The sequence below is a fragment of the Oceanospirillum sediminis genome (genome assembly GCF_014164585.1).
Lineage (GTDB): Bacteria > Pseudomonadota > Gammaproteobacteria > Pseudomonadales > Halomonadaceae > Oceanospirillum > Oceanospirillum sediminis.
In genome coordinates this window covers 299,225-322,853 of record NZ_JACJFM010000002.1, presented here as the reverse complement: position 1 = coordinate 322,853, position 23,629 = coordinate 299,225, and the positions used below count along the sequence as shown (strand labels likewise).

The following is a 23,629-nucleotide window of genomic DNA, read 5'->3' as shown; positions in this document are numbered from 1 at the left end:
TTCTGCGGTATATGGTTTTGGCGAATGATATTTTCGCAGTTTCTACTCATGTGACTAGCCTCTTTTCTTCCTGAAACTGTCCGAACTATTGATCTAATAAGTCTGAATTATAGTCATTTTCTGGTTCCGGTTGAAGTGGCCCTTTTGACAGCGTGCATAAATGGCCATGTCAGCTCCCGGAGTATTCTCTGATCCGGGAGCACTTCTTAGGTCAATGCATACGTTTTGTTACGACGTTTGACTGTACTTGAGGTCAGCTAATATCCTGAGGCAGCAGGAACCAGCACAAGCGGCTGACATCTTCGGGCAAATCCAGCCTGCTCCCTGTTTGTCGTTTTGTCGTAAGTAGAGTATAAGCTTCCCGTAGCAGCCATTGATAATCATCTGTTGTCGGGCGCTGATGGATGATGATTGGATTGTCAGACTGACTTTCAGCCCCTGTCTGGTATGCCGGTTCTGTCTGGTAAGCTTGCAGGGCGTCGGTCAGGTGGACCGGTAAATCCTGAGTCTGAGCTTCTGTCGTTTGCTTTTGAGTACCTGCGACCTGCCCCTGATAGCGCCAGATACCTCTGTTTCCATCGTATTGATAGGACGGTAGTAAACGCCAGCCATGTTCGGCAATCAGTTCAACGGCCCGGATCAGATAATCCGCTGTGGCATCATCAATGAAGTAGTTCAGGTTGATACGGACCCAGCCTGGGCGAAGCAGGCTGTATCCGGCCTGAATCTGTTGTTCAATGGCTTTGCTGGTCTGCTGATCAAGATTCAGCAGATGATGCCCGTATGGACCGGCACAGGAGCAACCGCCTCTGGCCTGGATACCGAACAGATCATTTAACAGAGCGACAATAAAACCGTAATGCAGTGGTCGGGTCTCGCCTGAAGGTAAGGTGTGCATAATCTGGAAAGAGCAGATGGACAAGCGTTCTGCTTCTGTGCCTCCCAGAATCTGAATATTGTCATAGTTCTGCCAGCGCTTAAACAATCTCTGAATCAGCTGGTGCTCTCTGTGCTCAATACGTTCTGTGCCAGTTTGCTGTTGTAGTTGAAATACCAGTCCGGCGCGGATGGATTCTATAATACCTGGTGTGCCGCCTTCCTCCCGGCGTTCCGGGTCCTGAATATAACGATGATCCCTGGGGGTAACATAGCTGACTGTACCGCCTCCGGGGGCTGCCGGAATGGTATTCGCGGTCAGTTTCTGATGAATCACCAGGACGCCCGGTGTGCCAGGACCACCAATAAACTTATGGGGAGAGATAAAGAGTGCATCGGCTTTCAGCTCTGACAGATCGATACCTGCATAAGGCCCGGCGGCAGCATAATCCCAGAATGATAACGCCTGGTAGCGATGTAGCAGCTGAGTCACGCTGCTAACATCGGTTTTGATACCGGTGACATTGGATGCCGCTGAGAAGCTGCCTATTTTCATCGCTCTGTGCTGATAGCTCTGTAAAGCCTGCTCCAGCGCTTCTATATCCAGAGTACCCCGGATATTCAGTGGAATCGTGACCACCGTCGCAATGCTTTCACGCCAGGGCAGTTCATTGGAGTGATGCTCATAGGGCCCGATGAAAACCACAGGGCGCTCGCTATCCGGAATCTGCTTATCCAGCTGATAACGCTCGTCAAGTGTTGCGGGCAGCATCAGATTCATTATGCCAATCAGTTTATTAATCGCAGCGGTAGCGCCGGAACCCGCAAAAATAATGCTGTAATCCTGACTGGCTTTCAGTGCTGAGCGAATGCTTTTTCTTGCCTGTTCTCTCAGATGAGTACTCTGGCGGCCGGTAAAGGAACTTTCGCTGTGAGTATTAGCGTAAAAGGGCAGTACTTTATGACGAATAAAGTCTTCTATTGAGCTGAGGCTACGGCCTGAGGCGGTGTAATCCGCGTAAACCAGAGGTTTGTATCCGAATGGGGTCTGTATCTGATGATCATCGCCAATAATGTCATCTCTGATTTGCTGGAACTGTATCTCTGCCATAACGGACTCCGGGCTTTGCTTGTCGCTTTTGTTATTACTTATCAATAGCAGACAGTGTATTTCGCAATCAGAGAAACATTGTTTTTAAATAGAGTATGATCAACTCTGAAATAGGAATAATATTCCTGTTAGTTATTAAAAAACGGAAAAAAATTTCTTATGGGCCGAAGAGATCGTATTGATCGGGATATTCTGGCGCTATTGCAGACAGATGCGTCTTTATCCACAGGGGAAATTGCAGACAGGGTTTCGATTTCTAAAACAGCCTGCTGGCGCAGAATTCAACAGCTGGACAAGGAAGGCATTATTCAGAAACGGGTTGCCCTTCTGAATGCAGCAGCAGTTGGCTTGCCGCTGACCGTTTATATTTCTGTGCGCACTAATCAGCATAATGATCGCTGGGCCGGTCAGTTTTTACAGACCGTGAGAGATCTGCCTGAAGTGCTGGAGGTGCATCGCATGAGTGGTGATCTGGATTATCTGATTAAAGCCGTAGTCAGTGATATGCCCGGCTATGATCGGTTATATAAAAAGCTGATTAAGGCTGATTTATCGGATGTCAGTGCCAGCTTTGTGATGGAAGAGATGAAATATACCACTGAGCTACCGCTGGACAGTTTCTGATTGGTGGCAGGCTGAGTGCTGCAGCACAAAGCCACAGCACACAGAACAGAAATCAACGGGTTGATTCGCGTTTCTGGCTAAAGGTATGCCAGAGCAGCTCTGCTGCCGCAATCAGTATCAGGGCATAGCCCATCAGCTCTGTGCCTTCTTCTGCGATATTTTTAACCACACGCACATAACCATCGCCCATGACGGCTTCCCAGAAAGAGCGACGACCAAATAATCTTGAGAAAACAAAGGTCACCAGAATGCCACTCAACAGCACTCCTGCACTGGGCAGGCGGGCATAGTTCATAATAGAAGGCTTGATTGGGTGCGGCTGTTTTTTCAGATAAACGGCCGTAACAATCAATACGATGCTGACCAGAGTCTGCCAGGCCCCATCGAAGACATTCTGATCCAGAAAAGAATCAGACTCACGGATAAACATCATACCGGTCAGTGCTGCCAGCATGACCGCAATGGGTCTTAGCTCCTGACTCATACGGGCAGCCAGTAAAAACAGCAGACATGAGATAAAGCCAAACAGGTCCTGCATTTTTTCTGTCAGCGACAGCTCGCTGTAGCGGCTTTCTGTCAGTTCAGAATAGCCCTCAAGCGTAATCAGTTGTGCTACACCAACAATAAAAAGAATATATAAGAATGCTTTTCCGAGAAGAATACCAAATGAATTCAATTGATTACCCGTATTTTATGTGATCGATAAGTCTGTGGTGTTAATTTTTAATGCTTTAATAATAATTATTATTATTTTTGTCGTTTCATCAACCAGGATTACAATAAATAAATTAATCGCGAGATGCGAGTGTCAATGGATCTGGTGATCTGGAAATAAAACCGTGATCTGAATGCTGTGGTTTTAAGAGAGGTGAAGTGATGAAAAGTTTCATGATTTGAAGTACTGAAACGTCTGTCGAATGGACTGCTGTTTCAGTACTTCTGATCCGGAGACATCAATGATAGAACCGGGAAACCTGACTGAGTACTTCTATACCTACTTTGGCAGGCATTGTTTCACCGGTTACCGGCTGGCTGTTTTTGTCCATAATTTCGTAGCCTCCTGTCGGGTATGTGGCGATGATTCGATCACGCCCGACGATGCCATAATTAAAGTAGCTGTTTACAATGAGCCAGTCCCGGCGAGCCGATGCCTGAAAAAGACTGGTGCCGGTTGAGTAGTCTGCCATAGGATTACTACACCCCAGAACCTCAGTCATCATGGTCGGTGCTATGTCGTAATGTGATGTACGATAGTCTATCTGTTGTGCCTTTTTGCCCGGCCAGAGAATGATCAGAGGCGTTCGGGTCTGATGATCACTGAAATTGCTGCCATGACCCCAGAAATTCTGCCCCAGATCATTAAACTCTTCTCCATGATCAGAGGTAATCATCACTATCGTATTATCGAGCACGCCTTTACTTTTCAGCCTGTCCAACAGTGCTCCGATCTGATTATCCAGATAATAGGCTGAATTCTTGTAGCGGTTGAAATAAGGATCCGGATTGAAGTCATTGTTCAGTTTTACGTGATCAACCCGTTGCCATTGCGGCTGAAACTTTTCGTATCCGGTGGGGACGTCGTATCCATGAACGGCATCCAGAAACAGAAAACTGAAAAATGGCTGGTTGTCGGACCGGGCTTCAATAAACTGCTCAAAATCCTTAATCGCATCCTGGTCGCGCTCAGAAGGTGTTTCACCGGTACTTTTAAAGCGCAGGTCCGGTACAGAGGCAAATACGGTGCGGTCAAATGCCGGGCTGAGCAGCGTGGATGAGCTGAAAAGGCCAACCTGATAATTCTGTCGTTGATGCTCTCTGATCCATAATGCTCCCTGCTGAGCCGCGGCAAAGCCATCCCAATAGGTTGCAGGAATGCCGAAAAATAACGTGAAAATCCCTCCTTTAGTCACGTTTCCACCGCTGAAGTGGTTGGTGAAATACTGACTATTTTCCTGTTGTGTCAGCTGGTAAAGGTTCGGGGTAATCTCCTGTGTCAGGATATCAGCCCTCATCGCATCAATCGCAATGATCAGTATATTCTCTGGTTTGTCTTTTGGTGTGCATTGCAACGGGTTCAGAGGGTAGTTGAGAGATTGGCTACCTGTATGGACCATAACAGGGGCTTCTGCTCTTATTTTATCGGGGTTAATCCAGCCTCGTTTAACCAGAGCCCGTTTACCTGTTGCCGGATAATAACTGGGAAAGTGGCGAGTGATGCCTGTGACTTCGGTATCATAATGAGCTTCGTACCAGACGTGCATAGCCTGACTGCTCAGTAGGCAAATGAGCCAGAATGACAATAGATGAGGTATTTTATTTCTGGTTGACGGGCGAGCAGTACACCAGGCCGCAGCGGAGAGGATACCCGGAACCAGAAGCATAAGTCCGGCCACGACTCCGGCAATGGTCAGCAACGTCAGCCAGGACAGTTGAATAATTTCACCGGCTCCGGGCCCTGTCAGCATATCCCAGATAAACCCACTTAAGTGAAAGCGATACTGGGCATAGATCCGGGTATCAATCACCAGCATAGCTAAACCGGATAACAGCGTGATAGCGGCCAGAGGGAGTATCAGCACCCTGAATGGTAATATGATGGTGATTATTGATAAAGGCAGGGCAGCGAGCACTGCAAATAATGCGAAATGTCCGATATAAGCGCTCGCCAGATATAGCAAGCTGTGTGGCTGACTGACATGGATATAGCTCAGGTATGAGCTGGCGATCAGATAAATGGTCAGGGCTGACAGTATGGTTAGCCAGCCCGTAAATCGTAACCAGTCCCGTCGGTTATAGTGCCTGCTTTCCGTCCAGCTTAAAGTCAACAGAGCCTGGAAAAAGTAAGTTGTGTTCTTTTTGAACATAGATGGGCCTTAATTTATGTTTGGCTATTGGCTTACCGTATGACCAATCAGCCTGTTCTGACAGGTATTCATTATATTAAGGCGCTTGAGTACTTCATTCAGGAAGTACTGGCTGGGGAAATCAGCTGCGCAGTGTTGGATTATAAATGTTTTTAAGATACAGATAACCTTTCATCTGTTCCGTGTGTGTTAGTATTCCTGCTGGCTGTATCTGGTCGTGATCAGTGTACACAGAATTTTTACGTTCAGTCGGTTAAATGGGATAGATACTAATGAAACCGGGGCATACGGGGCTTAAGCACCTAATACATTCAACACGCTACTCAATCAAGGGATTGAAGGCTGCTGTTGTCCATGAAGCCGCTTTCCGACAGGAGCTTTTACTGTGTCTGATCATGGTTCCCGCTGCTATCTGGCTGGGACAAACGGTAATTGAGAGGCTTATTTTAATAGTTAGTTGTTTACTGATACTGATCGTTGAGCTGATTAACTCTGCTATTGAAGCCGTGGTTGATCGCATCGGCCCTGAATATCATGAACTCTCTGGCAGAGCAAAGGATCTGGGCTCTGCCGCGGTATTGGTGTCTTTAGTTTGTACCTGTCTTGTGTGGCTGAGTGTGGCAGCGGTCCGATTTTTATAAAGTGATAACTTCGGTGGAAATCATAGATTGCTTTTGCCGGATCAAAAAAAGCCCGGTAGTTGAACCGGGCTAATCCGCTAATGCTAAATGAAACTGGCATCCTGTTCCAAAGCGATTGAGTAGATTACATTCAGCATATCTCCCTAGGTGAGCCAGGTTGCCTCCCATTCAAGCACGCTTTGCTGAGTAGAAAACCATAGATCAAACAGTTCGTCAGACAAAAACATGGCTAAACCCTCCTTAGCCTTGACCTGAATTCTCCCCGCACTTCGTGCCGGGCTCCTTTTCAGTATAGGTGTATTTCCTACGCTGCAAGATGTTTTGCATGCGCTGAAAGCCGCATAAATAAAGGGTTTGTGGCTTTTCAGGAAAAATGTGAATGTAGCCATAGACTTGCCGCATAGCAGCAGAGAATGAAATTTTTTGTAACGGAATCAGCCTCTGTAACAGCCCCTTGCGAGGCTGTTTGCGACATCTGCGGTCTTCTGGGGGCAGAGACTGAAATCTATACGGTTGCAGGGTGCAGACTGAACCAGTCCAGGCCCTCTTCCTGGTCAATTGAGGGAATTTCATCTGTGCTACAGGAAAGGACTTCAGCCAGGCTCTGGCAGGCCAGTTCATGGGTATTATTTTTATCACTGATATGGGCGGCAATAATGTGCTGTAACCCCGGATGATTCAGTTCGGCCAGTAGATGAGCTGCCTGCCCATTACTCAGATGCCCCCAGTTGCCGGCAACCCGGCGCTTCAGCTTCAGCGGATAAGGCCCATTCTGTAACATGACAGGATCATGGTTTGCTTCAATGACCAGGCCATCACACTTCTGATAACAGTGACGAATATGGTGAGTGATACTGCCCAGATCGGTGAGTACGCCCAGCCTGAGTGCACCATCGCCGACAATGTACTGAACAGGTTCTTTCGCGTCATGGGGGACGGGAACTGGCTCAATTTCCAGATCTTTAATGGCAAACTTTCTGTGGCTGCTGATCTGGCGCAGGTCAGGCACCTTGCCCAGTCGTCCGGTCAGGTGAGTACCGGCAGTACAGAACACGGCCACACCACAGGCCCTGGCGACCCGGCCAACGCCTCCAATATGGTCACCATGTTCATGGGTTACCAGGATACCATCCAGATCATCCAGTTCCAGACCCAGACGGGCCAGGCGATTTCGGGTATCTTTGACGCCAAAACCACAGTCGATCAGGATGCGGGTATTATTTTTTTCAATAAGAGTAGCGTTCCCCCGGCTACCACTGCCGAGGGAAGCAAAACGCAGGGCACTCACGTATTCTGATGCCTCAAAATCAGGTTGTTTTCAGCATCAGTTCAGCAGGCGACGAATTTCACCCAGAACGAAAAGCGCTTTTTTGGTGTCAGCGGGCTGACCATCTTCTGTAACGACAGTCATCTGAACCGGATTACTGCCAGCCAGTTTCACAGAAACCGCTTTACGGGACAGGCCGAATGACGACTCCAGATCTCCTGTCTCTGACAGGATATAATCAACAAATGAAGACAGAATCTGGGTTGGCATACTGCTCAGATCCTGATCCGGTACCCAGACCAGTCTGAACGTACGCTCTTTGACATCACTTTCCAGCAGTTTCTGCTCTGACTCATCCAGGCGATGGGACAGCAGCTTTTCCAGAGTAATCCAGGTTCGGTCTGCATCAGCATTCAGTTTCAGCACCGGAGGCTTTCCAGGCTCTTCATCCAGAATCATATAACTGTTCCGGCTGATGTTCTGTGCCAGCAGAGAGACACTCTGTGCTGAGCGAGGAGCACTCAGGCCCTCTTTCAGCTGATTAAGGACTGTGCGTGCAGCATTATCAGTGCGCACCTGGCCTCTGTTATCCAGTAGTTCCAGATCACTGAAATTAGTACGAACACTCTGTCTCAGTACCGCATTCACAGCCTGACCACTGAGGGAATTGGCACTGATAAACTGGACCCGCCCGGTGGCAGGATCGGCTTTCAGCACTTTCCAGCCCAGCTTCTGGAACTCTTGCTGTAACAATGGCCAGGCAGCCGCAGGAGAATCTGCCAGGGCCAGCCACATACGTGCAGCAATGGTGTCGTTGCCAGCGTACTGAATCAGTTCTGCCGGAGGTATATCCTCTACTGTAACCGGCATAGGTACCGGAGCAGGCGTGGTAAAATCCTTATTCAGCGGGCGTTTCAGTGCAACAGGGGGTAAAGGCATCAGCTCTCTGAAACGAGCTTTATCTGCCGTGTCTGGCAACTCCAGCGGTGCGTGAGTGGTTTCATCAATATAATCGGTTTTACGATCATAGTAATAACCGGATGAACTACAGCCTGCAAGCAGAGCACTGGCCAGCACCAGGCTGCCAGTGATTCTGGTAAATGAGTCCTGTCGGGACATGATGTTTCCTATCAGATAATTCCAGCGTGTTGCATCGCTTCACGAACATTGGCGTGATACTGAGGAGATAATACCGTCAATGGCAGACGGATACCGGTTTCTGCCATACCCATAGCATGTACAGCCCATTTCACAGGAATCGGGTTGGACTCAACAAACAGTGCCTTGTGCAGAGGCATCAGGCGGGTATTGATCTGGTGTGCCGTCGATGAATCACCGGCCAGGGCGGCTGCGCAAAGCTCAGACATCTGGCGAGGTGCTACATTGGCCGTCACTGAGATATTGCCGTGGCCACCCTGAAGAATAAAGTCTGCTGCCGTCAGATCATCTCCTGAGAATAACAGGAAATCACTGTCTTGCAGACGATCCATCAGCTCTTTGCCACGTTCGACATCACCGGTCGCATCTTTAAGACCAATAATATTAGGCAACTGGCTCAGACGTATAACGGTTTCGTTATGCAGGTCTACAGCAGTACGGCCCGGCACGTTATACAGAATCACAGGCAGATCGCTGGCTTCTGCAACGGCTTTAAAGTGCTGGAACAAACCTTCCTGAGTGGGCTTGTTGTAGTAAGGAGTGACAGACAGGCAGTAATCTGCACCCACTTTTTTAGCAAACTGAGTCAGTTCCACGGCTTCTGATGTGGAATTAGCCCCTGTGCCTGCGATGACAGGAATCCGCCCATTGACCTGATCGACCACCTTTCGGATGACATCAAAGTGTTCGTCAAATGACATCGTGGTAGGTTCACCGGTTGTACCTGCTGCAACGATAGCATCAGTACCATTTTCCAGATGAAACTCAACCAGACGATGCAGTGCTTCCCAGTCAATTGCTCCTGCCGTAGTCATTGGCGTTACCAATGCAACAATACTGCCTTTGATCATCTGTTGTCTCCGAAAAAGCGCGATAATTACGAAAGCTTAATGGTACTTTTGCCAGGTGGTTAACACAAGCACAGGAAACGATAAGAGGGATTACTTTTCAGAATCAGGTCCTTACAGATGAATAGACCTTATTTCAGGACAGAAAGTTTCGAACAGTCTGGCGGAACAGGAAATCAGGGAGAGAGGCCGGAAAACGATTTTGTTCATTTGTTTGAAAATTATATCAATTTGATATAAGGCTGCATAATGATAAGCTGTTAGCTATTTTGTACCAGATTATAAAAAACAGATCGTCAATCTGTTCGTAAAAACTCTCCCTGGCATATTGCCGGGACATGATTTCGTCATTGAGGACACACTATGGAAAAAACTGAGCCGTCAGTGATTTCAGAATTTCCCTTAAGCATTCAGTCCGCAAAGAACTTAATCAGAGATTTATCAGAAAACCATAGCACCAGGATTAAGTTCTCTAAGCATGCTCGTGAGCGTCTTCTGGAACGAGATATAACACTGACACAGGTCTTTTCTGTATTAAGTAGTCGTTCAAGCCGTTTTTTTGAGCAGCCCTGGCTGACCCCCAGTGGAGACTGGGCAATGAGTCTGGAGGGGATCGCTGCAGGTGATTCAATCAGGATTCCTCTGGTTCTGAAACGTCTTGAAAGCGATCCATCGGTCTTAATTATTACTGTTATAGGGCTTTAATAAACCTTCTGGCATAGATGGAAGAGAAAACATGAGTACGTTTTATCACTACACTGAATGTGGATTGCCTAATGTCCATTTAAAAAATGGCTTTATCCTTGAAGTAATTGATGGTGAAGAATATCTGAGCATTGATGATGTTCAGGGGTTGCATCATGCTATTGCGCTTCAGCTTGCTGAAAAAACGCAAGGCCTGACAGGTAAAGAATTTCGCTTCTTTCGTCAGATTTTCAATCACTCGCGTCGAGTACTTGGTGAACTTCTGGGGGTGGACCAGCAGACGGTTGGTCGTTGGGAAAAAGGTGAGAGTATGATACCAAAAACTGTTGATGCTGCTATTCGCCAGCTTTACCTGGAGTCGGTCAGTGAAGATAGTAATCTTAGCTATCTGTTACAGCGTTTGGCGGAAACGGAAGCTGAAGGAATGATGTCAGATATTATTATGGAAGAAAGAGATCATCACTGGTTGAAGGCTGCAGTATAACCACTGCTGAGTGACTCTCCTGCACTGTCGGACTGTCGTTTTCCAGATGGCAATCCGTTTTATCCAGTTGCCCAGGGATGGGGGCTGCAGAGATTATATCTGTAAATAAATCCTGTAAAATCAGTTATCCATTAGCTTCTGGTGCAGATCCTGGCATAATGTGACCCGATATCAGGTAATGAGTTCATGTGTTACCTTGCCCATCCGGGTTATTACAGGACAGGTAACCGGACAATAATTTTATAAACAGGGGATAGAACGACAATGACTATTGCTGTTGATACTGCCGTTCCGGAATTTACTGCTCAGGCAACCAGCGACACTACAGTGATTCTGAGTGAACTGAAAGGTAAAAATATCGTGATCTATTTTTACCCGAAGGACAATACGCCAGGCTGTACCACTGAGGGTCAGAATTTCCGTGACAATGCGGCGGCCTTTTCTGCGGCCAATACGGTGATTTTTGGTGTTTCGCGCGACAGCCTGCGAGTGCATACCAACTTTAAAGCCAAGCATGAGTTTCCCTTTGAACTGATCAGTGATCCGGAAGAAGAGCTGTGTAAGCTGTTTGATGTGATCAAGCTGAAAAAGAATTATGGCAAAGAGTATATGGGCATTGAGCGCAGTACTTTTCTGATTAACGCTGACGGCGTGCTGGTTCAGGAGTGGCGTAAAGTCCGGGTAAAAGGTCATGTCGAAGAAGTGCTGGAAGCCGTGCAGGCACTTTGATCTTTGTACTGACAGAGCATTCTGTTGTCAGATAGCGTTCCGGGTGCTGGCATTATCCGGCGTAAAAAATCCCTGATTTCTTTTGAAATCAGGGATTTTTTTATAATGATGCCGAAGGCGTCAGAGGATAAGCAAGCCGATATTTTATGGTGTCTTATCAGGCAGTGGCGGGCAGGAGTCTATAGCCCGTGGCCAGGCAAACAGCACGGCTTTCATCAGAGTGGCCAGAGGAATGGCAAAAAATACGCCCCAGAATCCCCATAAGCCACCGAAAAAAAGCACTGCGACGATAATCGCCACCGGATGCAGGTTTACCGCTTCGGAAAACAGTAAAGGCACCAGCACATTACCATCCAGCGCCTGAATAACGCCGTACACCAGCATCAGATAGAGGAAGGTTTCTGTCAGCCCGAACTGGAACATGCCAATCAGTACCACAGGCACAGTCACTACAGCCGCACCGATATAAGGCACCAGTACCGAAAGACCGACCAGCAAGCCCAGCAACGCGGAATACTGAGTACCAAAGACGACCAGCCCCAGATAAGTGGCGACACCGACAATAACAATCTCAATGGCTTTACCCCGGATATAGTTAGCCAGCTGCTGATCCATCTCTTTCCAGATGCGGGTCATCAGTACACGTTTATCCGGCAGATAACTCAGAAACCAGCTCACCAGATAATCTCTGTCCTTCAGCAGGAAAAAGACCAGAATAGGGACCAGAATCAGATAGATAAAAATGGCAAATACGTTAGGAATGGTCGCCAGAGATATAGATAGCATGGTCTGGCCGAACTGGCCGATTTCAACCGCAATCAGGCTGACCAGCTCCTGGACCTGCTCTTCACTGACCACGCCTGGATATTGTTCAGGCAGAAATAGCAGAAACTTCTGCCCCTTTTCCAGCATACCGGGTAACTCTTCTGCCAGTGAGATCAGCTGACGCCAGACCAGTGGCAGAATAACGAAAATCAGAGCAGACAGCAGGCTGACAAACATCAGAAACACACTGACAACAGCCAGTTTGAACGGAACTTTGAGCTGTTCCAGTTTACTGACAATCCCTTCCAGCAGATAAGCCAGTACAACACTGGCCAGAAAGGGTGCCAGCATAGTGCCAAGGAAAATAACGACACTGAAACCGGCTACCAGAAGCAGAAAAAAGATAACCGCTTCTTCGTCCGAGAAATAGCGTTGCAGCCAGTAACGGGCAACATCCTTCATGGCCATGAGTTAAGACTCCTGATTGCCTTTTTGAATCCAGTAAATAAATTCATCCTGCTGTTTTACTCGCTCCAGCAGAGTGTGTGGGCTCTGGCGTAAAAAAGCCTCAAAATCATCCCAGGAGCCAGCATCGGTTGCTACTACTCTCAGTACCTGATTTTCCTGCATCTGATTCAACGACAGTTTGGCCTTTAACAGAGGCATCGGGCAATGCAGGCCTCGGGTGTCTAATTCTTGATCAACGCTTATGCTCATGATTTTTCTCAGCAGATGAAGACAGGTATATGATTAATTATTTTGCTTAACCGACTGATTAAAGGGGAACTTCCTATAAAGTGCAAGACCTGATAATCATAGTACCTTACCGCCTTTAGTCCTGTACGCACGTTGTATTTTAAATAATCATGGCGCTCTGGTTAAAGGTAAGGTGTTTGTAAATTTTTCCAACAATACTTGCTACTGGCAACATCGGGTTTATCCTGTTGTCTGATCACTTCGGTATTGTGGTGTTTTTTACCTGTTGCAGAGATGGGCCATTATTTTGTCAGTCAGTACAGCACGCCGTCTGAGTTATCGCACTAAGACTCTCCGAACGGCATTAAATTCCGGCATTCAGGCACTTTTTATTCCTGAATCAGCATTAGCTATTAAAGCGGGGATGAGCAGGCGAGTGACATGGAGTAAGCGCCGGAGTATCTGGTCTGTGAAGTTTCAGACTCTGAAGAAGCGTCTGTATGCTGTGCCTCTGGTGTTAGCTTTGCTGGCTCCATCTGGGGCTTTGCTAGCTCAGACGGCTGAACTGCCTGACATTGGCAGTAATATACCGGATACACTGACCATCAGTCAGGAGTATTTTCTGGGCCGAGCCTGGCTGAGGCAGTTCAGAGCGCAGACGTCTATTATCTATGATCCGGTATTTCAGGACTATCTGGAGAAGCTGACCAGTAAGCTGGCGGTGGAAGCTGACCTGTATGAACGCAGGCTGAATCTGGTGGCGGTAAAAGCGGATACCATCAATGCTTTTGCCGTACCCGGCGGTGTGATTGGGGTGCATAGCGCCTTACTGTTGCAGGCTCGTGATGAGGATATGGTGGCATCTGTCATGGCTCATGAACTGGCTCACCTGAGTCAGCGTCATTATGCCCGTAGTGTTGAAGCAGCAAAAGAGCAGCAGACGTCACTGTTTGCCATGTTACTGGCAGGTCTGGTACTCAGTGCCAATGGTCAGGGTGACGCTGCCAGTGCTGCGATTGTCAGTTCTCAGGCTCTGGCGATGCAGAATCGTTTGCGGTTCAGTCGCTTACATGAACAGGAAGCCGATGCCATCGGTTTTGAAGTATTGCGCAAAGCCGGGTACGACAGCCGGGGGATGGCGCAGATGTTTGAATTGTTGCAGGAGCAGTCCCGTACTCAGGGAGGCAATGCGCCGGAGTTTCTGCTGACACACCCGCTGACTCAGAGCCGTATCGCTTTTGCTCGTGAACGGGAGAAGGCCAGCACGGATTCTCAGTATTCCAACCTGGAGTTTCAGCTGGCCAGATCTCATGCTCTGGTGCATCAGGTGGAAGGTGCCGGTCTGGTTGCTGCGCGAAAAGCATTGCTGGATTCTGTGCCTGATGCATTAAAGTCAGCTGTGGGGCTTTATACCGACATTCTGCTGGCCCTTAAACAGGATAATAATCAGCAAGCGGCGCATCTGGCTGAAGGTCTGGCGTTACAGCCGGATCATCTCTATTTCCGTTTACTGAAAGCGCGTGTGATGGCTGTTAGTGGTCGTGCTGATCAGGCGATTGAGTTGCTGGAAGCCCAGTTACAGCAGACGCCTGAAAGTTACCCGGTACGTAGCCTGTTAGCCACCTATTACCGGGAAACCGGACTGGCTGAGCGCTCTATTAAGATCTATCGGGAATTGCTGGATCAGCGTCCGGAAGACCCCTGGCTCTGGCAGCAACTGTCTTTAAGCGCCCGCCAGGCTCAGAATCTGCTGCTGGTTTATCAGGCAAATGCTGAACAGCATCAACTGACAGGGGATATGTCTCAGGCATTAGCAGAGCTGAAACTGGCAAAACAGAGTGCAACGGAAGGCTCCCTGGAGCATGCTCGTATCAGCCATCGTATGCAGGAGCTGCAACAGGTCTTTAAACGCATGAAATCAGGTGGCTGATTAGCCTGTCCGTAAACTACCCGGTAATAAGGACTGATCGTCTGACGGGGTAATAGATCGATAAGGAACTTTGTGGCAGGTACAGCATGAGCTGAGCAGAAATACAGGGTAAAAAAAAGCCCGGAATAGATATGCGATAAGATCGCATATCTATTCCGGGCTACGTTGCCTCGTTGCATTTCATAAATCATGACCAGTGATTTATGAAATGCTTGTGTCCCTTGCCGAAGGGGGATTGTTTTTGTTTGACTCTAATAATGCACGGGCAGTGCCAATACATGAAAAACACTGATAATTATTTTTTAGTGTTTGATTCTAAAGGATATTTTTTATCTGTCCGCCCTGGGGAATAATCGTGCCAGATACCGTAAGCGCCTGAGAGTGCACATTTAAGAATCATTGCTCTGTCTGGATGCACACATCTGGAACCATGACTATCATCTTTGCTAATAGCAGCACATTTTTTAGTATAGTCAGGATGACTGGCCAATCTTCATTGCTTTGATGGATGGTTATCAAATGTTGTTATAGCGGGAATATCTGTTTTGCTGGAAGGTCATCATATGCGGATGGTTAACACTTCATAGTAAAGTGTTAACTTATTCAGCGACGATGAGCAAGGTTTAAGGATGGACTTTATCCTGTTTTTTCTTGCTAGTTGTTTAAGATGTTGCTATGGAAGTCAAAGCGTATAGGAAGCGAGGGGAAAAACCTCATTCCTAGCAAGAAGAGAGCGGCTCGAAAAAAGAAGGAGTCAATACCTCGTTTAAAATCTAATCCAATGCGATTAAAAATTGAGTTATTTGTTTCCATAAGCTTTTCCTCGCTGTTTCTTCCAAGTGGGAGTCGAACCCTGAATGATTCATTAAATAGTGTTCTCAAGTCACGGACAGTCAGCAAGCCAACCACCGTATTAACAAAAAAACCTGCAATGTTGAACCACTCCCCTGCGCTACCTATACACTCTGGAAAATCCGTTGCAGTAGAGTCTATCACATCTTTATCTAATTTATATTGAGCTAACAGCGGCTACATCTTGCATCACATTGGTTAACAGAATTCTTGCAAAGTGTTAACCAGGATGACCAAACCGTCCCCATTTTGGCCACTTTCCATACTCGTGGAACATTAGTTCAGATAACACTTCCCTGAGAAATGTTAACCCGGAGTGATAACCTGCCTGATAGCTCAGATATGGAGTGTCTTCATTCTGTTTCTGGGAGGGGATCGAGCCGCTACTAATCGCTGATATCTGCTGAGAAAGGTCGCTGAAAGAAGCAAAAAAAAGGCGCTCATCTTTTACCCGGAGGCAGAAGAAGAAACGCCATTGTTCAAAGGAGCTAAAAAAAAGGCTCAAAATAAAAAGTGATTAGTCAGGTTACTAACTAAGCTAACAACCACGTCCTGCGTTGGACTAATTTATATTTAGCATAGGGCGTGCCAATAAAAATAAATCATTATTTATCAGTGGGTTATTTGTTTTTCGGTGCAGAATATTCAGATGCGTAATGAGTGGCGTATGAATCAGGGCTTCTTATAGGGGCACAGATACAGTCGTGTGCACTATTTTTCAGCATCTGAATATCTATCTGTCATTGCGAAACTATATTGTCGTCTGCTGCGTAGTTACCCGGAGTATGCTGAAGTCCAGTGGGACTGTTTTCTATAATTTGATCAAAAATAGCCTGGCTATAGGGAGGTTCAATATGTCTGGCATGTTTAGTCAGCCAGTTCAGGCGGCTGATTATCTTTATCCCTCCGTGAAACCTGTTCATCATGTGCAGATGACGGCTTTTGTGCATTATTTTATTGCCGCAGGCATTTTTGCGGTGTATGGCGGTCAGGTCTGTCCTTTATTGGAAACGATTACCTGGTGGCAGTTGTTTATTCCGTTGATGATCGCTTTTGCTATCCGGGAGATGATTTCCGGTGTCGTACAGCGGCGACCCTTACATCAGAGAGTGACCGCGTGTTTTTGTCTGGACCTGGGTATCTTTCTGGCGACAGCTGCAGGCATTGTTCTGACCAATCTTTATCTTTACGAGGCTCCCTGGCACAGTAATCTGAAAGTTCTGTTTGGCCTGAGTACTCTGGGAACCTTTGTTGCAGTTGATCTGGCATTATTGCAGGAGCGTCAACTGGCTTATGATCTGGTCGAGGCCCGGAAAGAGCTGAATCTGGAGCATCGGGCTTCTTCGTTTGTACAGAAATTTGCAGCTATGGCCGCTGTGTTGCTGATCACTATTGCTCTGGTGCTGTTTCTGGTCGTTAACAAAGATCTGGACTGGCTACTGGCGGAAGGGGTGGTGCTTAGCCCGGAAGAATCCCGTAACAGTATTCTGCAAGAGTTTGCTTTTATCACGGTGGTGGTACTGGGTTATGCACTGGTGATTATCCGTCGCTATGCCAGCAATATGAGTATGTATCTGAACTTTGAGAACAGTGTACTCAGTCAGGTGGCAGAAGGTAACTTGATGGTCAGAGTGCCTGTCGCGACCCATGATGAGTTTGGTGCTATGGCTCAGGGGACTAATGCTATGGTGTCCAGTCTGTTAACCGCACAGAATAATCTGCAGGAAACCAGGGACGCGACTATTGTCGCGCTGGCTTCATTGGCTGAAGCCAGAGATAACGAAACCGGTGCCCATATTCAGCGAACCCAGCGTTATGTCAGAGTGCTGGCTGAGTATCTGAGTTCTCAGCCCGGATATGGTGATGCTCTGACGCCGCAGACCATTGATCTGATCTATAAAGCGGCGCCTCTGCACGATATCGGCAAAGTAGGTATCCCGGATAATATTCTGCTAAAGCCTGGTAAACTGACAGATGATGAGTTTGTCATTATGAAAACCCATGCTCAGTTGGGGGCCGATGCTTTGCAGGGAGCGGTTGAATCTGTCACAGAGAATGCGTTCTTACGCCATGCTCAGGATATTGCGGCCAACCACCATGAGAAATGGGATGGTTCTGGTTATCCACAGGGCAAGCGGGGAGAAGATATTCCACTATCAGCCCGGCTGATGGCTGTCGCCGATGTGTATGATGCATTGATCAGTAAACGGGTTTATAAGCCTGCGTTCAGTCATGACAAAGCAAAAGATATCATTACTGAAGGAGCTGGAAGCCACTTTGATCCGGTGGTTATTGATGCTTTTCTGCACTGTGAAGATGCTTTTGTGGCGATTGCTCAGACCTATCAGGATCAGCACTGAATACCCCGGCGTTCATGGGGAAATAGGGACCAAACGACACGTTCAGAGCAGCACTGTGATTGACTCAGTGATGAGATAAAAAGTGGCCCTGGTCATTCAGCAGAATGACCAGAGCCATTGATTCAGCCGGTCATCGTGTGGTGATCCGGTATTACTGATTACTTAGCTGCCTGTTTAGCAGTTTCAATCCACTGATTAAATGTTGCCTGATTGGCATTGATCCACAGATCGGCGTGACGCTCAATATCCTTCAGCGAATCTTCACCGTTACTGATCATCATATTTTCCGCGCTGACCGCATTGATTGGCAGCTTGATGATTTCAAACAGCTTCGCTGCAGCGGGGTTGGCTTCTGCCCATTTCTTGTTGGCAACAATACGTTCTGAGTTGATATCAAAGCCGTAGTTTTTACCATTAGGCAGTTTGGTGTCTGTGCCATTCGGGTTAGCGGAGTAAGGTACTTCCAGCCAGATCACATCCTTGCCCGGTACCAGCTTTCCAGAGACCCAGTACGGAGTCCAGGTGTAGTACAGCACAGGCTTACCCTGCTTAAAGCGGGCGATGGTGTCAGAAATAATCGCAGCATACTGTCCCTGCTTATGGGTGATGGCGTCGCGCAGTTTGAATTCTGTCAGCTGATGCTCGATCACGCCCTCACAGCCCCAGCCTGCCTGACAACCCGCCAGATCAGCTTTGCCATCACCATCAGTGTCAAACAGGGCAGCCAGTTTCGGATCTTTCAGATCATCAATACTGTCGATACCGTATTGATCTGCCGTTTTCTTATCAATCAGGTAGCCCTGAGCAGCGCCGCTGATATAGGTGCCTTTGCGGTAGAATTTGTCATCGCCACCGGCATTGCTGTACATGTTGTTGTGCAGTGGAAACCAGTTAACAGCGGTGTAAGTGATATCGCCATTGGCCATAGCGGTATAACCGGCGCTGTAGTCGACCTCTTTAATTGGCTGAACATCGTAACCGAGTTTGGCCAGTGCTTTGTTAACAATAACGGTCTGGAATTTTTCTTCTGCAATCGGGCTGTGGAACGCCTGAACGCTGACGCCCTGACCTGGCAGGCTGGCGTGAAGGTTAGCAGACAGGCCCAGGGCCAGTGTCATAGACGCGGCAAGAGTGCTGTAGCGCATTGTTATCTCCGGAAAGTGTTAGTGATATACAGGTGTTGGTTATATAAAGTCAGTTGACAGATACGGCACGCTTATCTGAATGGGCAGGGACGGGACGAAGTGCCAGCCCCGGTGTTCTGCCTCTTCAGGTGATTGTCTTTATCGAAATTTTTTCAGCTCTGATAAAGACAAGGCTTCAAGGTGCTTATGGGTATGGTCAGGCTGATTCTGTTTTTCTATTGATCAGTTTCATAAGCAGCCCTGCTGGTCCGGCTTCATACCAGTGTCTGACGCCCCGTGCTCTGGCATCCTGCCCCAGTGCCTGGGTCATACGATCCAGAATAATGGCGAGGATAACGATACCCACTCCTCCGACAGTGGCCAGACCGATATCCAGACGACCAATGCCCCTGAGAACCATCAGGCCCAGACCGCCGACTGAAATCATGGAAGCAATCACCACCATTGACAGGCATAACATCAGGGTCTGGTTAACACCTGCCATAATCGTTGGCATTGCCAGTGGCAACTGCACTTTAAACAGCATCTGTCTGGGGCTGGCTCCGAAAGAGTGAGAGGCTTCGATCAGGTCAGACGGTACCTGGCGTATACCCAGATTCGTCAGCCGGATAACCGGAGGCATGGCAAAAACAATTGTCACGACAACCCCCGGCACATTGCCAATACCAAACAGCATGACAATAGGGACGAGGTATACAAACGCCGGTGTGGTTTGCATCGCATCCAGGGTAGGGCGCAGAATATGGTTCATTTTTTCGCTATTGGCCATAATAATGCCCAGCGGCAGGCCAAGGAGCACACAGAAGAAGACCGAGGTCAGTACCAGAGACAGGGTTGTCATCGCTTCTGACCAGGCACCGACTCCTCCCAGCAACAGCAGGCTTAACACGGTGCCCACAGCCAGTCGCTTATTGGCCAGTTGCCAGGCCATCAGACCAAACAGAGCGATCATGACCAGCGGCGGCGTGGCATTCAGTAGCAGATCAATGGAGTTCAGTGTCGCATCAATAGGGGCTTTAATACCGGTGAAGAAAGGGCGGAAGTTTTCAACCACCCATTCCAGTCCATTTTCAACCCAGCTTTCCAGAGGAATCACAGGTTCAACAAAAGGGTTGGCCAGTGTGGGTTCCGGTGTGCTACTGGTGTCTGCTGGCGCTGCGGTCAGCCAGCTTTCAGACTGCGTCACTTCTTCCGCTGAGCGCTCTGAGTTGCCCCAGGGGTTGCTTTGTGAATCTGAAGAGCTGGTAAAAGGATTACTGCCTTCATCACGGGTATTGCCCTGAGTCGCAAAAGGGTTGTTTTCGGTCGTCATGATTAAATCTCCCTGTCCAGTGTTTCCAGCAGGCGGCCTTTGCTGATATTGCCAAGATACTGATGAGCGTCATCAATAACAGGGACTGCGAATGGACTGCGGGCGACGGTGCCCAGAAGATCGCCTATTGATGTCTGGCCATCAATCGTCGGGATATCTTTCAACAGAGCGTCATCCAGTGTTGCTCCGGATTCAATCATAGTCTGTAGCGAGTCGGTGGAAACAACACCGATAAAGGCGCCCTGCTTGTCTATGACATAGCCGTATTCCCGGTCATTGTCCTGTAGCAGTTTCAGGCCGGTTCGCAGGCCTTCGCTGCTATCTTTACGGACCAGGGTGACCTGCTTTTTCTGCGCAATATCTTTGGCGCTGAATACATTGGATATATCCACACCACGGAAAAATGAGCGAACATAATCGTTAGCAGGCTGGTGCAGAATTTCATCGGGTGTGCCCACTTGCACCACTTCGCCGCCCTGCATAATGGCAATTCGATCACCAATTCGCATCGCTTCATCCAGATCATGAGAGATAAAGACAATCGTACGTTGATGCTCCGACTGTAATCTGAGCAGTTCATCCTGCATCTCGGTGCGGATCAGCGGGTCCAGTGCTGAAAATGCTTCGTCCATCAGCATCACATCCGGGTTGTTGGCCAGTGCGCGAGCCAGACCGACCCGCTGCTGCATACCGCCGGACAGCTCATCGGGATAGGAATCACCATGTGCACCCAGTCCAACCTGTTGCAGTGCCTCCAGTGCTGTGGCACGACGTTGTTCCAGTGGTTCTCCGGCCAGTTCAAGTCCAAAGGCCGCGTTATCCAGCACATTCATATGGGGCATCAGAGCAAATGACTGAAATACCATGCTGATTTTTTGTCGGCGTACTGACCGCAAGGCATCTGGATTCATGGTTGCAATATCTTCACCATCAATCAGCACATGGCCTCGGGTGGGTTCAATCAGTCGATTCAGCAGGCGGACAAGGGTTGATTTTCCGGAGCCGGAAAGGCCCATAATGACGAAAATTTCCCCTTCATTGATAGAAAGGCTGGCGTCTTTGACGCCAATGACATGACCGGTCCGGGCAAAAATGTCGTCTTTGCCAACACCCTGATCAAGTAACGCGAGTGCTTGAGCGGGTTGTTCGCCAAACACTTTACACAGGTTTTTTACTTCAAGTTTTACAGGCATAAATCCTTCGGACCCTGGCTGATTTTGATTCTAAATATTACAGGTATGCTTACTGAGAATATATTTTTGTTTGTTTTAATTACAGGTGTATCGTTTTTTTTATCTTAACATAGCATTTTGAGGGGTTGTTAAGTCTGTTTGTTATATTTTTTATTTGTTCTCTAAATATTATGACCAGTTTTAATTTGTGGCATGGTGGTGTATAGCCTGATTTTCTGAAGCCAGAGTGTCTTTAAACGCATTGTCTGAATAACCCTATCTGGCAGCATATGGTCTTTATCTGTCCCGATTGACTATTTATTTACAGTAAAAAACGCATTCCATCGTTTCAGCAGGAAATCAGATGACTTATGAGTCATTAAGAGTTAAAGCAAAAGAAGTAAAACCACCTGATGAAAGATCACAGGATAAAAACAGGCGAGTAAAAAACGATACAGGTATAGAAAAAAGAAAAGGCAGAGTGCAGATTAAACTCCGCCTGCAGTGCTGATTTATGCCAGCCCCCGGCTGAATTATGGCGAAATATCAGGCGAAATGGTGCAGCACCTGCCCCAGTTTTTTCAGTGCCTGTGTCCGTTTATTATCCCAGTGATGGGCGAAACTCAGGCGAAGGCAATGGCTGTGTTGACCGGATACCGAAAACAGGCTGCCGGGGGTAATGATGATTCCCTCTTCCAGAGCTCGCTGATAACAGGTCAGAATATCTTTATCTGAATCCAGTTCCAGCCAGACGGCCAGTCCGCCATTAGGCTGACTGATGCGTGTATTGCGGCTCAGAGTCAAAGGCCACTGTTGCTGAATCAACTGAATCAGCTGATCCCTGTTCTGACGTAGCTCCAGTCGTTGTCTCTTAAGGTGAGAGCGATAACCTCCGTCGCGAATAAACTCAGTGACACCTTGCTGCAGATAGCGACTGCTGGCCAGCTGTGTCACCAGTTTCAGGCGAAGAATTCTGGCGTGCCAGCGAGCCCCGTCAATCCAGCCCAGGCGAAGATCTCTGGACAGGCTTTTGGAAAAAGAGCTGCACAGAATGACCCTGTTACTCTGATCCAGTGCTTTCAGTGGATCGGGCTGACGAACAAAACCGGTATCGGCATAAATATCATCTTCAATAATGGCCAGGTCGTGATTTTCCGCCAGATTCAGCAATTTGTGGCGGGCGCTGTCTGGCATCAGAGAGCCGGATGGTGTGGCGTAGGCCGGTGTTACTACGCAGGCACGGATAGACCACTGCTGTATGGCTGCTTCCAGGGCGTCAATATCCATACCGGTAGCAGGAGAAGAAGGAATTTCAATGACCTTCAGTTCAAGCTGTTCCAGTAATTGAAGAATGCCATAGAAACCCGGAGACTCGACCGCAACAATATCCCCTTTCTGGCAGCAGGCCATCAGTGCCAGAAACATGGCATTCTGACAACCCGAGGTTATACAGAAATTATCCGCTTCACACTGATAACCCCGGCGATGGTACAACAGGGCCAGTTGTTCTCTCAGACCCGGATCTCCGGCGGGCTGATCGTAATACTGAGATCTGTCTCCTTTCTGGCTGCGAAGAGCCCGGCCCAGGCAGCGATTCAGAGCGCTGATGCCCGGTGAGGCTTCTCCTGCTTTCAGATCGGGCAGAATATCAAATGCAGCACTGCGCCCCATAATGTCGGCAAAGACATCGCTCAGACTGACGGGGCGTGGAGGCAACATAGTGCCTGTTGTGCGAGGTTCGCAGGTTTCTGTAGAGGGTTTCAGAACGAAGTAGCCAGCCTTAGGTCTTGATTCGATCAGACCCAAAGCTTCCAGTCTTTGATAGGCGTGCAGAACTGTCGCTTTAGAAACCTGTTGCTGTTGACAGAGTGACCTGACAGAAGGCAGGCGTTCGCCTGGAGGCCAGCGTTGCTCCTGCAAACCTTTCAACAGCCACTTCTCAAGCGTTTGATAACGATATTCCCGTGGCATGGATCGTTTTGTTTTCCGTGATTTTAAGTGATTAATTATAAGATTTTTCTCCCTTTAACGCAGCGTTTTACCTGGTTTTTTGTCAATCTGTACCTATTAAATTTAATTTTTTTATGCCT

Annotated in this window: 20 protein-coding genes; 8 read left to right on the top strand and 12 right to left on the bottom strand. The window is 48.0% G+C overall.

Annotated features, from left to right (window positions below; all coding sequences use genetic code 11):
- Positions 1-253 precede the first annotated feature (253 nt).
- Positions 254-1,987: an aminotransferase class V-fold PLP-dependent enzyme gene (locus H4O21_RS02950; protein WP_182807333.1), complete on the bottom strand. Its 1,734-nt coding sequence runs from the start codon at positions 1,985-1,987 to the stop codon at positions 254-256.
- Positions 1,988-2,146: 159 nt separating this feature from the next.
- Between H4O21_RS02950 and H4O21_RS02945 the strand changes: the two genes are divergently transcribed.
- Positions 2,147-2,611 carry an Lrp/AsnC family transcriptional regulator gene (locus H4O21_RS02945; RefSeq protein ID WP_182807332.1) on the top strand — a complete coding sequence of 155 codons (465 nt, stop codon included), beginning with the start codon at positions 2,147-2,149 and terminating at the stop codon, positions 2,609-2,611.
- A gap of 52 nt (positions 2,612-2,663) precedes the next feature.
- Here the strand turns inward: H4O21_RS02945 and H4O21_RS02940 are convergent, their stop codons facing one another.
- Entirely contained in the window at positions 2,664-3,287 is a 624-nt protein-coding gene (locus H4O21_RS02940; RefSeq protein WP_220495476.1) for a hypothetical protein, read from the bottom strand.
- 277 nt (positions 3,288-3,564) lie between these two features.
- Entirely contained in the window at positions 3,565-5,475 is a 1,911-nt protein-coding gene (locus tag H4O21_RS02935; RefSeq protein ID WP_182807331.1) for a DUF3413 domain-containing protein, read from the bottom strand.
- Between the two features lie 272 nt (positions 5,476-5,747).
- Between H4O21_RS02935 and H4O21_RS02930 the strand changes: the two genes are divergently transcribed.
- On the top strand, positions 5,748-6,116 hold the full coding sequence (locus tag H4O21_RS02930; protein ID WP_182807330.1) for a diacylglycerol kinase: 369 nt from the start codon (positions 5,748-5,750) through the stop codon (positions 6,114-6,116).
- A 505-nt stretch (positions 6,117-6,621) separates the two neighbouring features.
- Here H4O21_RS02930 and H4O21_RS02925 read toward each other — a convergent pair.
- Genes H4O21_RS02925 through dapA form a run of 3 tightly spaced genes read right to left on the bottom strand, consistent with a single transcriptional unit; the run spans position 6,622 to position 9,392 of the window.
- Complete coding sequence (locus H4O21_RS02925) at positions 6,622-7,404, bottom strand: MBL fold metallo-hydrolase (RefSeq protein WP_368737511.1); 783 nt, start codon at positions 7,402-7,404, stop codon at positions 6,622-6,624.
- Between the two features lie 36 nt (positions 7,405-7,440).
- Positions 7,441-8,502: a hypothetical protein gene (locus H4O21_RS02920; protein WP_182807329.1), complete on the bottom strand. Its 1,062-nt coding sequence runs from the start codon at positions 8,500-8,502 to the stop codon at positions 7,441-7,443.
- Between the two features lie 11 nt (positions 8,503-8,513).
- Positions 8,514-9,392, bottom strand: a complete 879-nt coding sequence (dapA, locus tag H4O21_RS02915) for a 4-hydroxy-tetrahydrodipicolinate synthase (RefSeq protein WP_182807328.1) — start codon at positions 9,390-9,392, stop codon at positions 8,514-8,516.
- 360 nt (positions 9,393-9,752) lie between these two features.
- Here dapA and H4O21_RS02910 point away from each other — a divergent pair, with 360 nt between their 5' ends.
- The 3 genes from H4O21_RS02910 (at position 9,753) to H4O21_RS02900 (ending at position 11,307) form a co-directional block, all read left to right on the top strand.
- Positions 9,753-10,094 carry a DUF4258 domain-containing protein gene (locus H4O21_RS02910; RefSeq protein ID WP_182807327.1) on the top strand — a complete coding sequence of 114 codons (342 nt, stop codon included), beginning with the start codon at positions 9,753-9,755 and terminating at the stop codon, positions 10,092-10,094.
- Positions 10,095-10,125: 31 nt separating this feature from the next.
- Complete coding sequence (locus tag H4O21_RS02905) at positions 10,126-10,578, top strand: transcriptional regulator (protein ID WP_182807326.1); 453 nt, start codon at positions 10,126-10,128, stop codon at positions 10,576-10,578.
- Between the two features lie 264 nt (positions 10,579-10,842).
- The gene (locus H4O21_RS02900; RefSeq protein ID WP_182807325.1) at positions 10,843-11,307 is read left to right on the top strand and encodes a peroxiredoxin; all 465 of its coding nucleotides are present in this window, start codon (positions 10,843-10,845) and stop codon (positions 11,305-11,307) included.
- A 144-nt stretch (positions 11,308-11,451) separates the two neighbouring features.
- Here the strand turns inward: H4O21_RS02900 and H4O21_RS02895 are convergent, their stop codons facing one another.
- Complete coding sequence (locus H4O21_RS02895) at positions 11,452-12,540, bottom strand: AI-2E family transporter (RefSeq protein WP_220495475.1); 1,089 nt, start codon at positions 12,538-12,540, stop codon at positions 11,452-11,454.
- A gap of 3 nt (positions 12,541-12,543) precedes the next feature.
- Positions 12,544-12,789, bottom strand: coding sequence for a sulfurtransferase TusA family protein (locus tag H4O21_RS02890; protein WP_220495474.1), 246 nt, complete (start codon positions 12,787-12,789; stop codon positions 12,544-12,546).
- A gap of 286 nt (positions 12,790-13,075) precedes the next feature.
- Between H4O21_RS02890 and H4O21_RS02885 the strand changes: the two genes are divergently transcribed.
- Positions 13,076-14,698: a M48 family metalloprotease gene (locus tag H4O21_RS02885; RefSeq protein WP_182807324.1), complete on the top strand. Its 1,623-nt coding sequence runs from the start codon at positions 13,076-13,078 to the stop codon at positions 14,696-14,698.
- 1,706 nt (positions 14,699-16,404) lie between these two features.
- Positions 16,405-17,910, top strand: a complete 1,506-nt coding sequence (locus H4O21_RS02880) for an HD-GYP domain-containing protein (RefSeq protein WP_220495473.1) — start codon at positions 16,405-16,407, stop codon at positions 17,908-17,910.
- A gap of 158 nt (positions 17,911-18,068) precedes the next feature.
- Here H4O21_RS02880 and proX read toward each other — a convergent pair whose 3' ends face one another.
- The 3 genes from proX to proV all read right to left on the bottom strand — a co-directional run bounded on the left by proX (position 18,069) and on the right by proV (position 21,560).
- Complete coding sequence (gene proX / locus H4O21_RS02875; RefSeq protein ID WP_182807323.1) at positions 18,069-19,055, bottom strand: glycine betaine/L-proline ABC transporter substrate-binding protein ProX; 987 nt, start codon at positions 19,053-19,055, stop codon at positions 18,069-18,071.
- A gap of 196 nt (positions 19,056-19,251) precedes the next feature.
- Complete coding sequence (gene proW / locus H4O21_RS02870) at positions 19,252-20,367, bottom strand: glycine betaine/L-proline ABC transporter permease ProW (protein ID WP_182807322.1); 1,116 nt, start codon at positions 20,365-20,367, stop codon at positions 19,252-19,254.
- Positions 20,368-20,369: 2 nt separating this feature from the next.
- The gene (gene proV / locus H4O21_RS02865) at positions 20,370-21,560 is read right to left on the bottom strand and encodes a glycine betaine/L-proline ABC transporter ATP-binding protein ProV (RefSeq protein ID WP_182807321.1); all 1,191 of its coding nucleotides are present in this window, start codon (positions 21,558-21,560) and stop codon (positions 20,370-20,372) included.
- Positions 21,561-21,903: 343 nt separating this feature from the next.
- Between proV and H4O21_RS02860 the strand changes: the two genes are divergently transcribed.
- Positions 21,904-22,050, top strand: a complete 147-nt coding sequence (locus H4O21_RS02860; protein ID WP_182807320.1) for a hypothetical protein — start codon at positions 21,904-21,906, stop codon at positions 22,048-22,050.
- 35 nt (positions 22,051-22,085) lie between these two features.
- On the opposite strand, the gene H4O21_RS02855 is transcribed toward H4O21_RS02860, so the two are convergent.
- The gene (locus H4O21_RS02855; RefSeq protein ID WP_182807319.1) at positions 22,086-23,510 is read right to left on the bottom strand and encodes an aminotransferase-like domain-containing protein; all 1,425 of its coding nucleotides are present in this window, start codon (positions 23,508-23,510) and stop codon (positions 22,086-22,088) included.
- Positions 23,511-23,629 lie beyond the last annotated feature (119 nt).

What these genes read in the sequence shown, in the direction of transcription:
- H4O21_RS02950 (WP_182807333.1), bottom strand. Translation starts at nt 1,987, where the DNA reads ATGGCAGAGATACAGTTCCAGCAAATCAGAGATGACATTATTGGCGAT.
- H4O21_RS02945 (WP_182807332.1), top strand. Translation starts at nt 2,147, where the DNA reads ATGGGCCGAAGAGATCGTATTGATCGGGATATTCTGGCGCTATTGCAG.
- H4O21_RS02935 (WP_182807331.1), bottom strand. Translation starts at nt 5,475, where the DNA reads ATGTTCAAAAAGAACACAACTTACTTTTTCCAGGCTCTGTTGACTTTA.
- H4O21_RS02930 (WP_182807330.1), top strand. Translation starts at nt 5,748, where the DNA reads ATGAAACCGGGGCATACGGGGCTTAAGCACCTAATACATTCAACACGC.
- H4O21_RS02920 (WP_182807329.1), bottom strand. Translation starts at nt 8,502, where the DNA reads ATGTCCCGACAGGACTCATTTACCAGAATCACTGGCAGCCTGGTGCTG.
- dapA (WP_182807328.1), bottom strand. Translation starts at nt 9,392, where the DNA reads ATGATCAAAGGCAGTATTGTTGCATTGGTAACGCCAATGACTACGGCA.
- H4O21_RS02910 (WP_182807327.1), top strand. Translation starts at nt 9,753, where the DNA reads ATGGAAAAAACTGAGCCGTCAGTGATTTCAGAATTTCCCTTAAGCATT.
- H4O21_RS02905 (WP_182807326.1), top strand. Translation starts at nt 10,126, where the DNA reads ATGAGTACGTTTTATCACTACACTGAATGTGGATTGCCTAATGTCCAT.
- H4O21_RS02900 (WP_182807325.1), top strand. Translation starts at nt 10,843, where the DNA reads ATGACTATTGCTGTTGATACTGCCGTTCCGGAATTTACTGCTCAGGCA.
- H4O21_RS02895 (WP_220495475.1), bottom strand. Translation starts at nt 12,540, where the DNA reads ATGGCCATGAAGGATGTTGCCCGTTACTGGCTGCAACGCTATTTCTCG.
- H4O21_RS02890 (WP_220495474.1), bottom strand. Translation starts at nt 12,789, where the DNA reads ATGAGCATAAGCGTTGATCAAGAATTAGACACCCGAGGCCTGCATTGC.
- H4O21_RS02880 (WP_220495473.1), top strand. Translation starts at nt 16,405, where the DNA reads ATGTCTGGCATGTTTAGTCAGCCAGTTCAGGCGGCTGATTATCTTTAT.
- proX (WP_182807323.1), bottom strand. Translation starts at nt 19,055, where the DNA reads ATGCGCTACAGCACTCTTGCCGCGTCTATGACACTGGCCCTGGGCCTG.
- proW (WP_182807322.1), bottom strand. Translation starts at nt 20,367, where the DNA reads ATGACGACCGAAAACAACCCTTTTGCGACTCAGGGCAATACCCGTGAT.
- proV (WP_182807321.1), bottom strand. Translation starts at nt 21,560, where the DNA reads ATGCCTGTAAAACTTGAAGTAAAAAACCTGTGTAAAGTGTTTGGCGAA.
- H4O21_RS02860 (WP_182807320.1), top strand. Translation starts at nt 21,904, where the DNA reads ATGACTTATGAGTCATTAAGAGTTAAAGCAAAAGAAGTAAAACCACCT.
- H4O21_RS02855 (WP_182807319.1), bottom strand. Translation starts at nt 23,510, where the DNA reads ATGCCACGGGAATATCGTTATCAAACGCTTGAGAAGTGGCTGTTGAAA.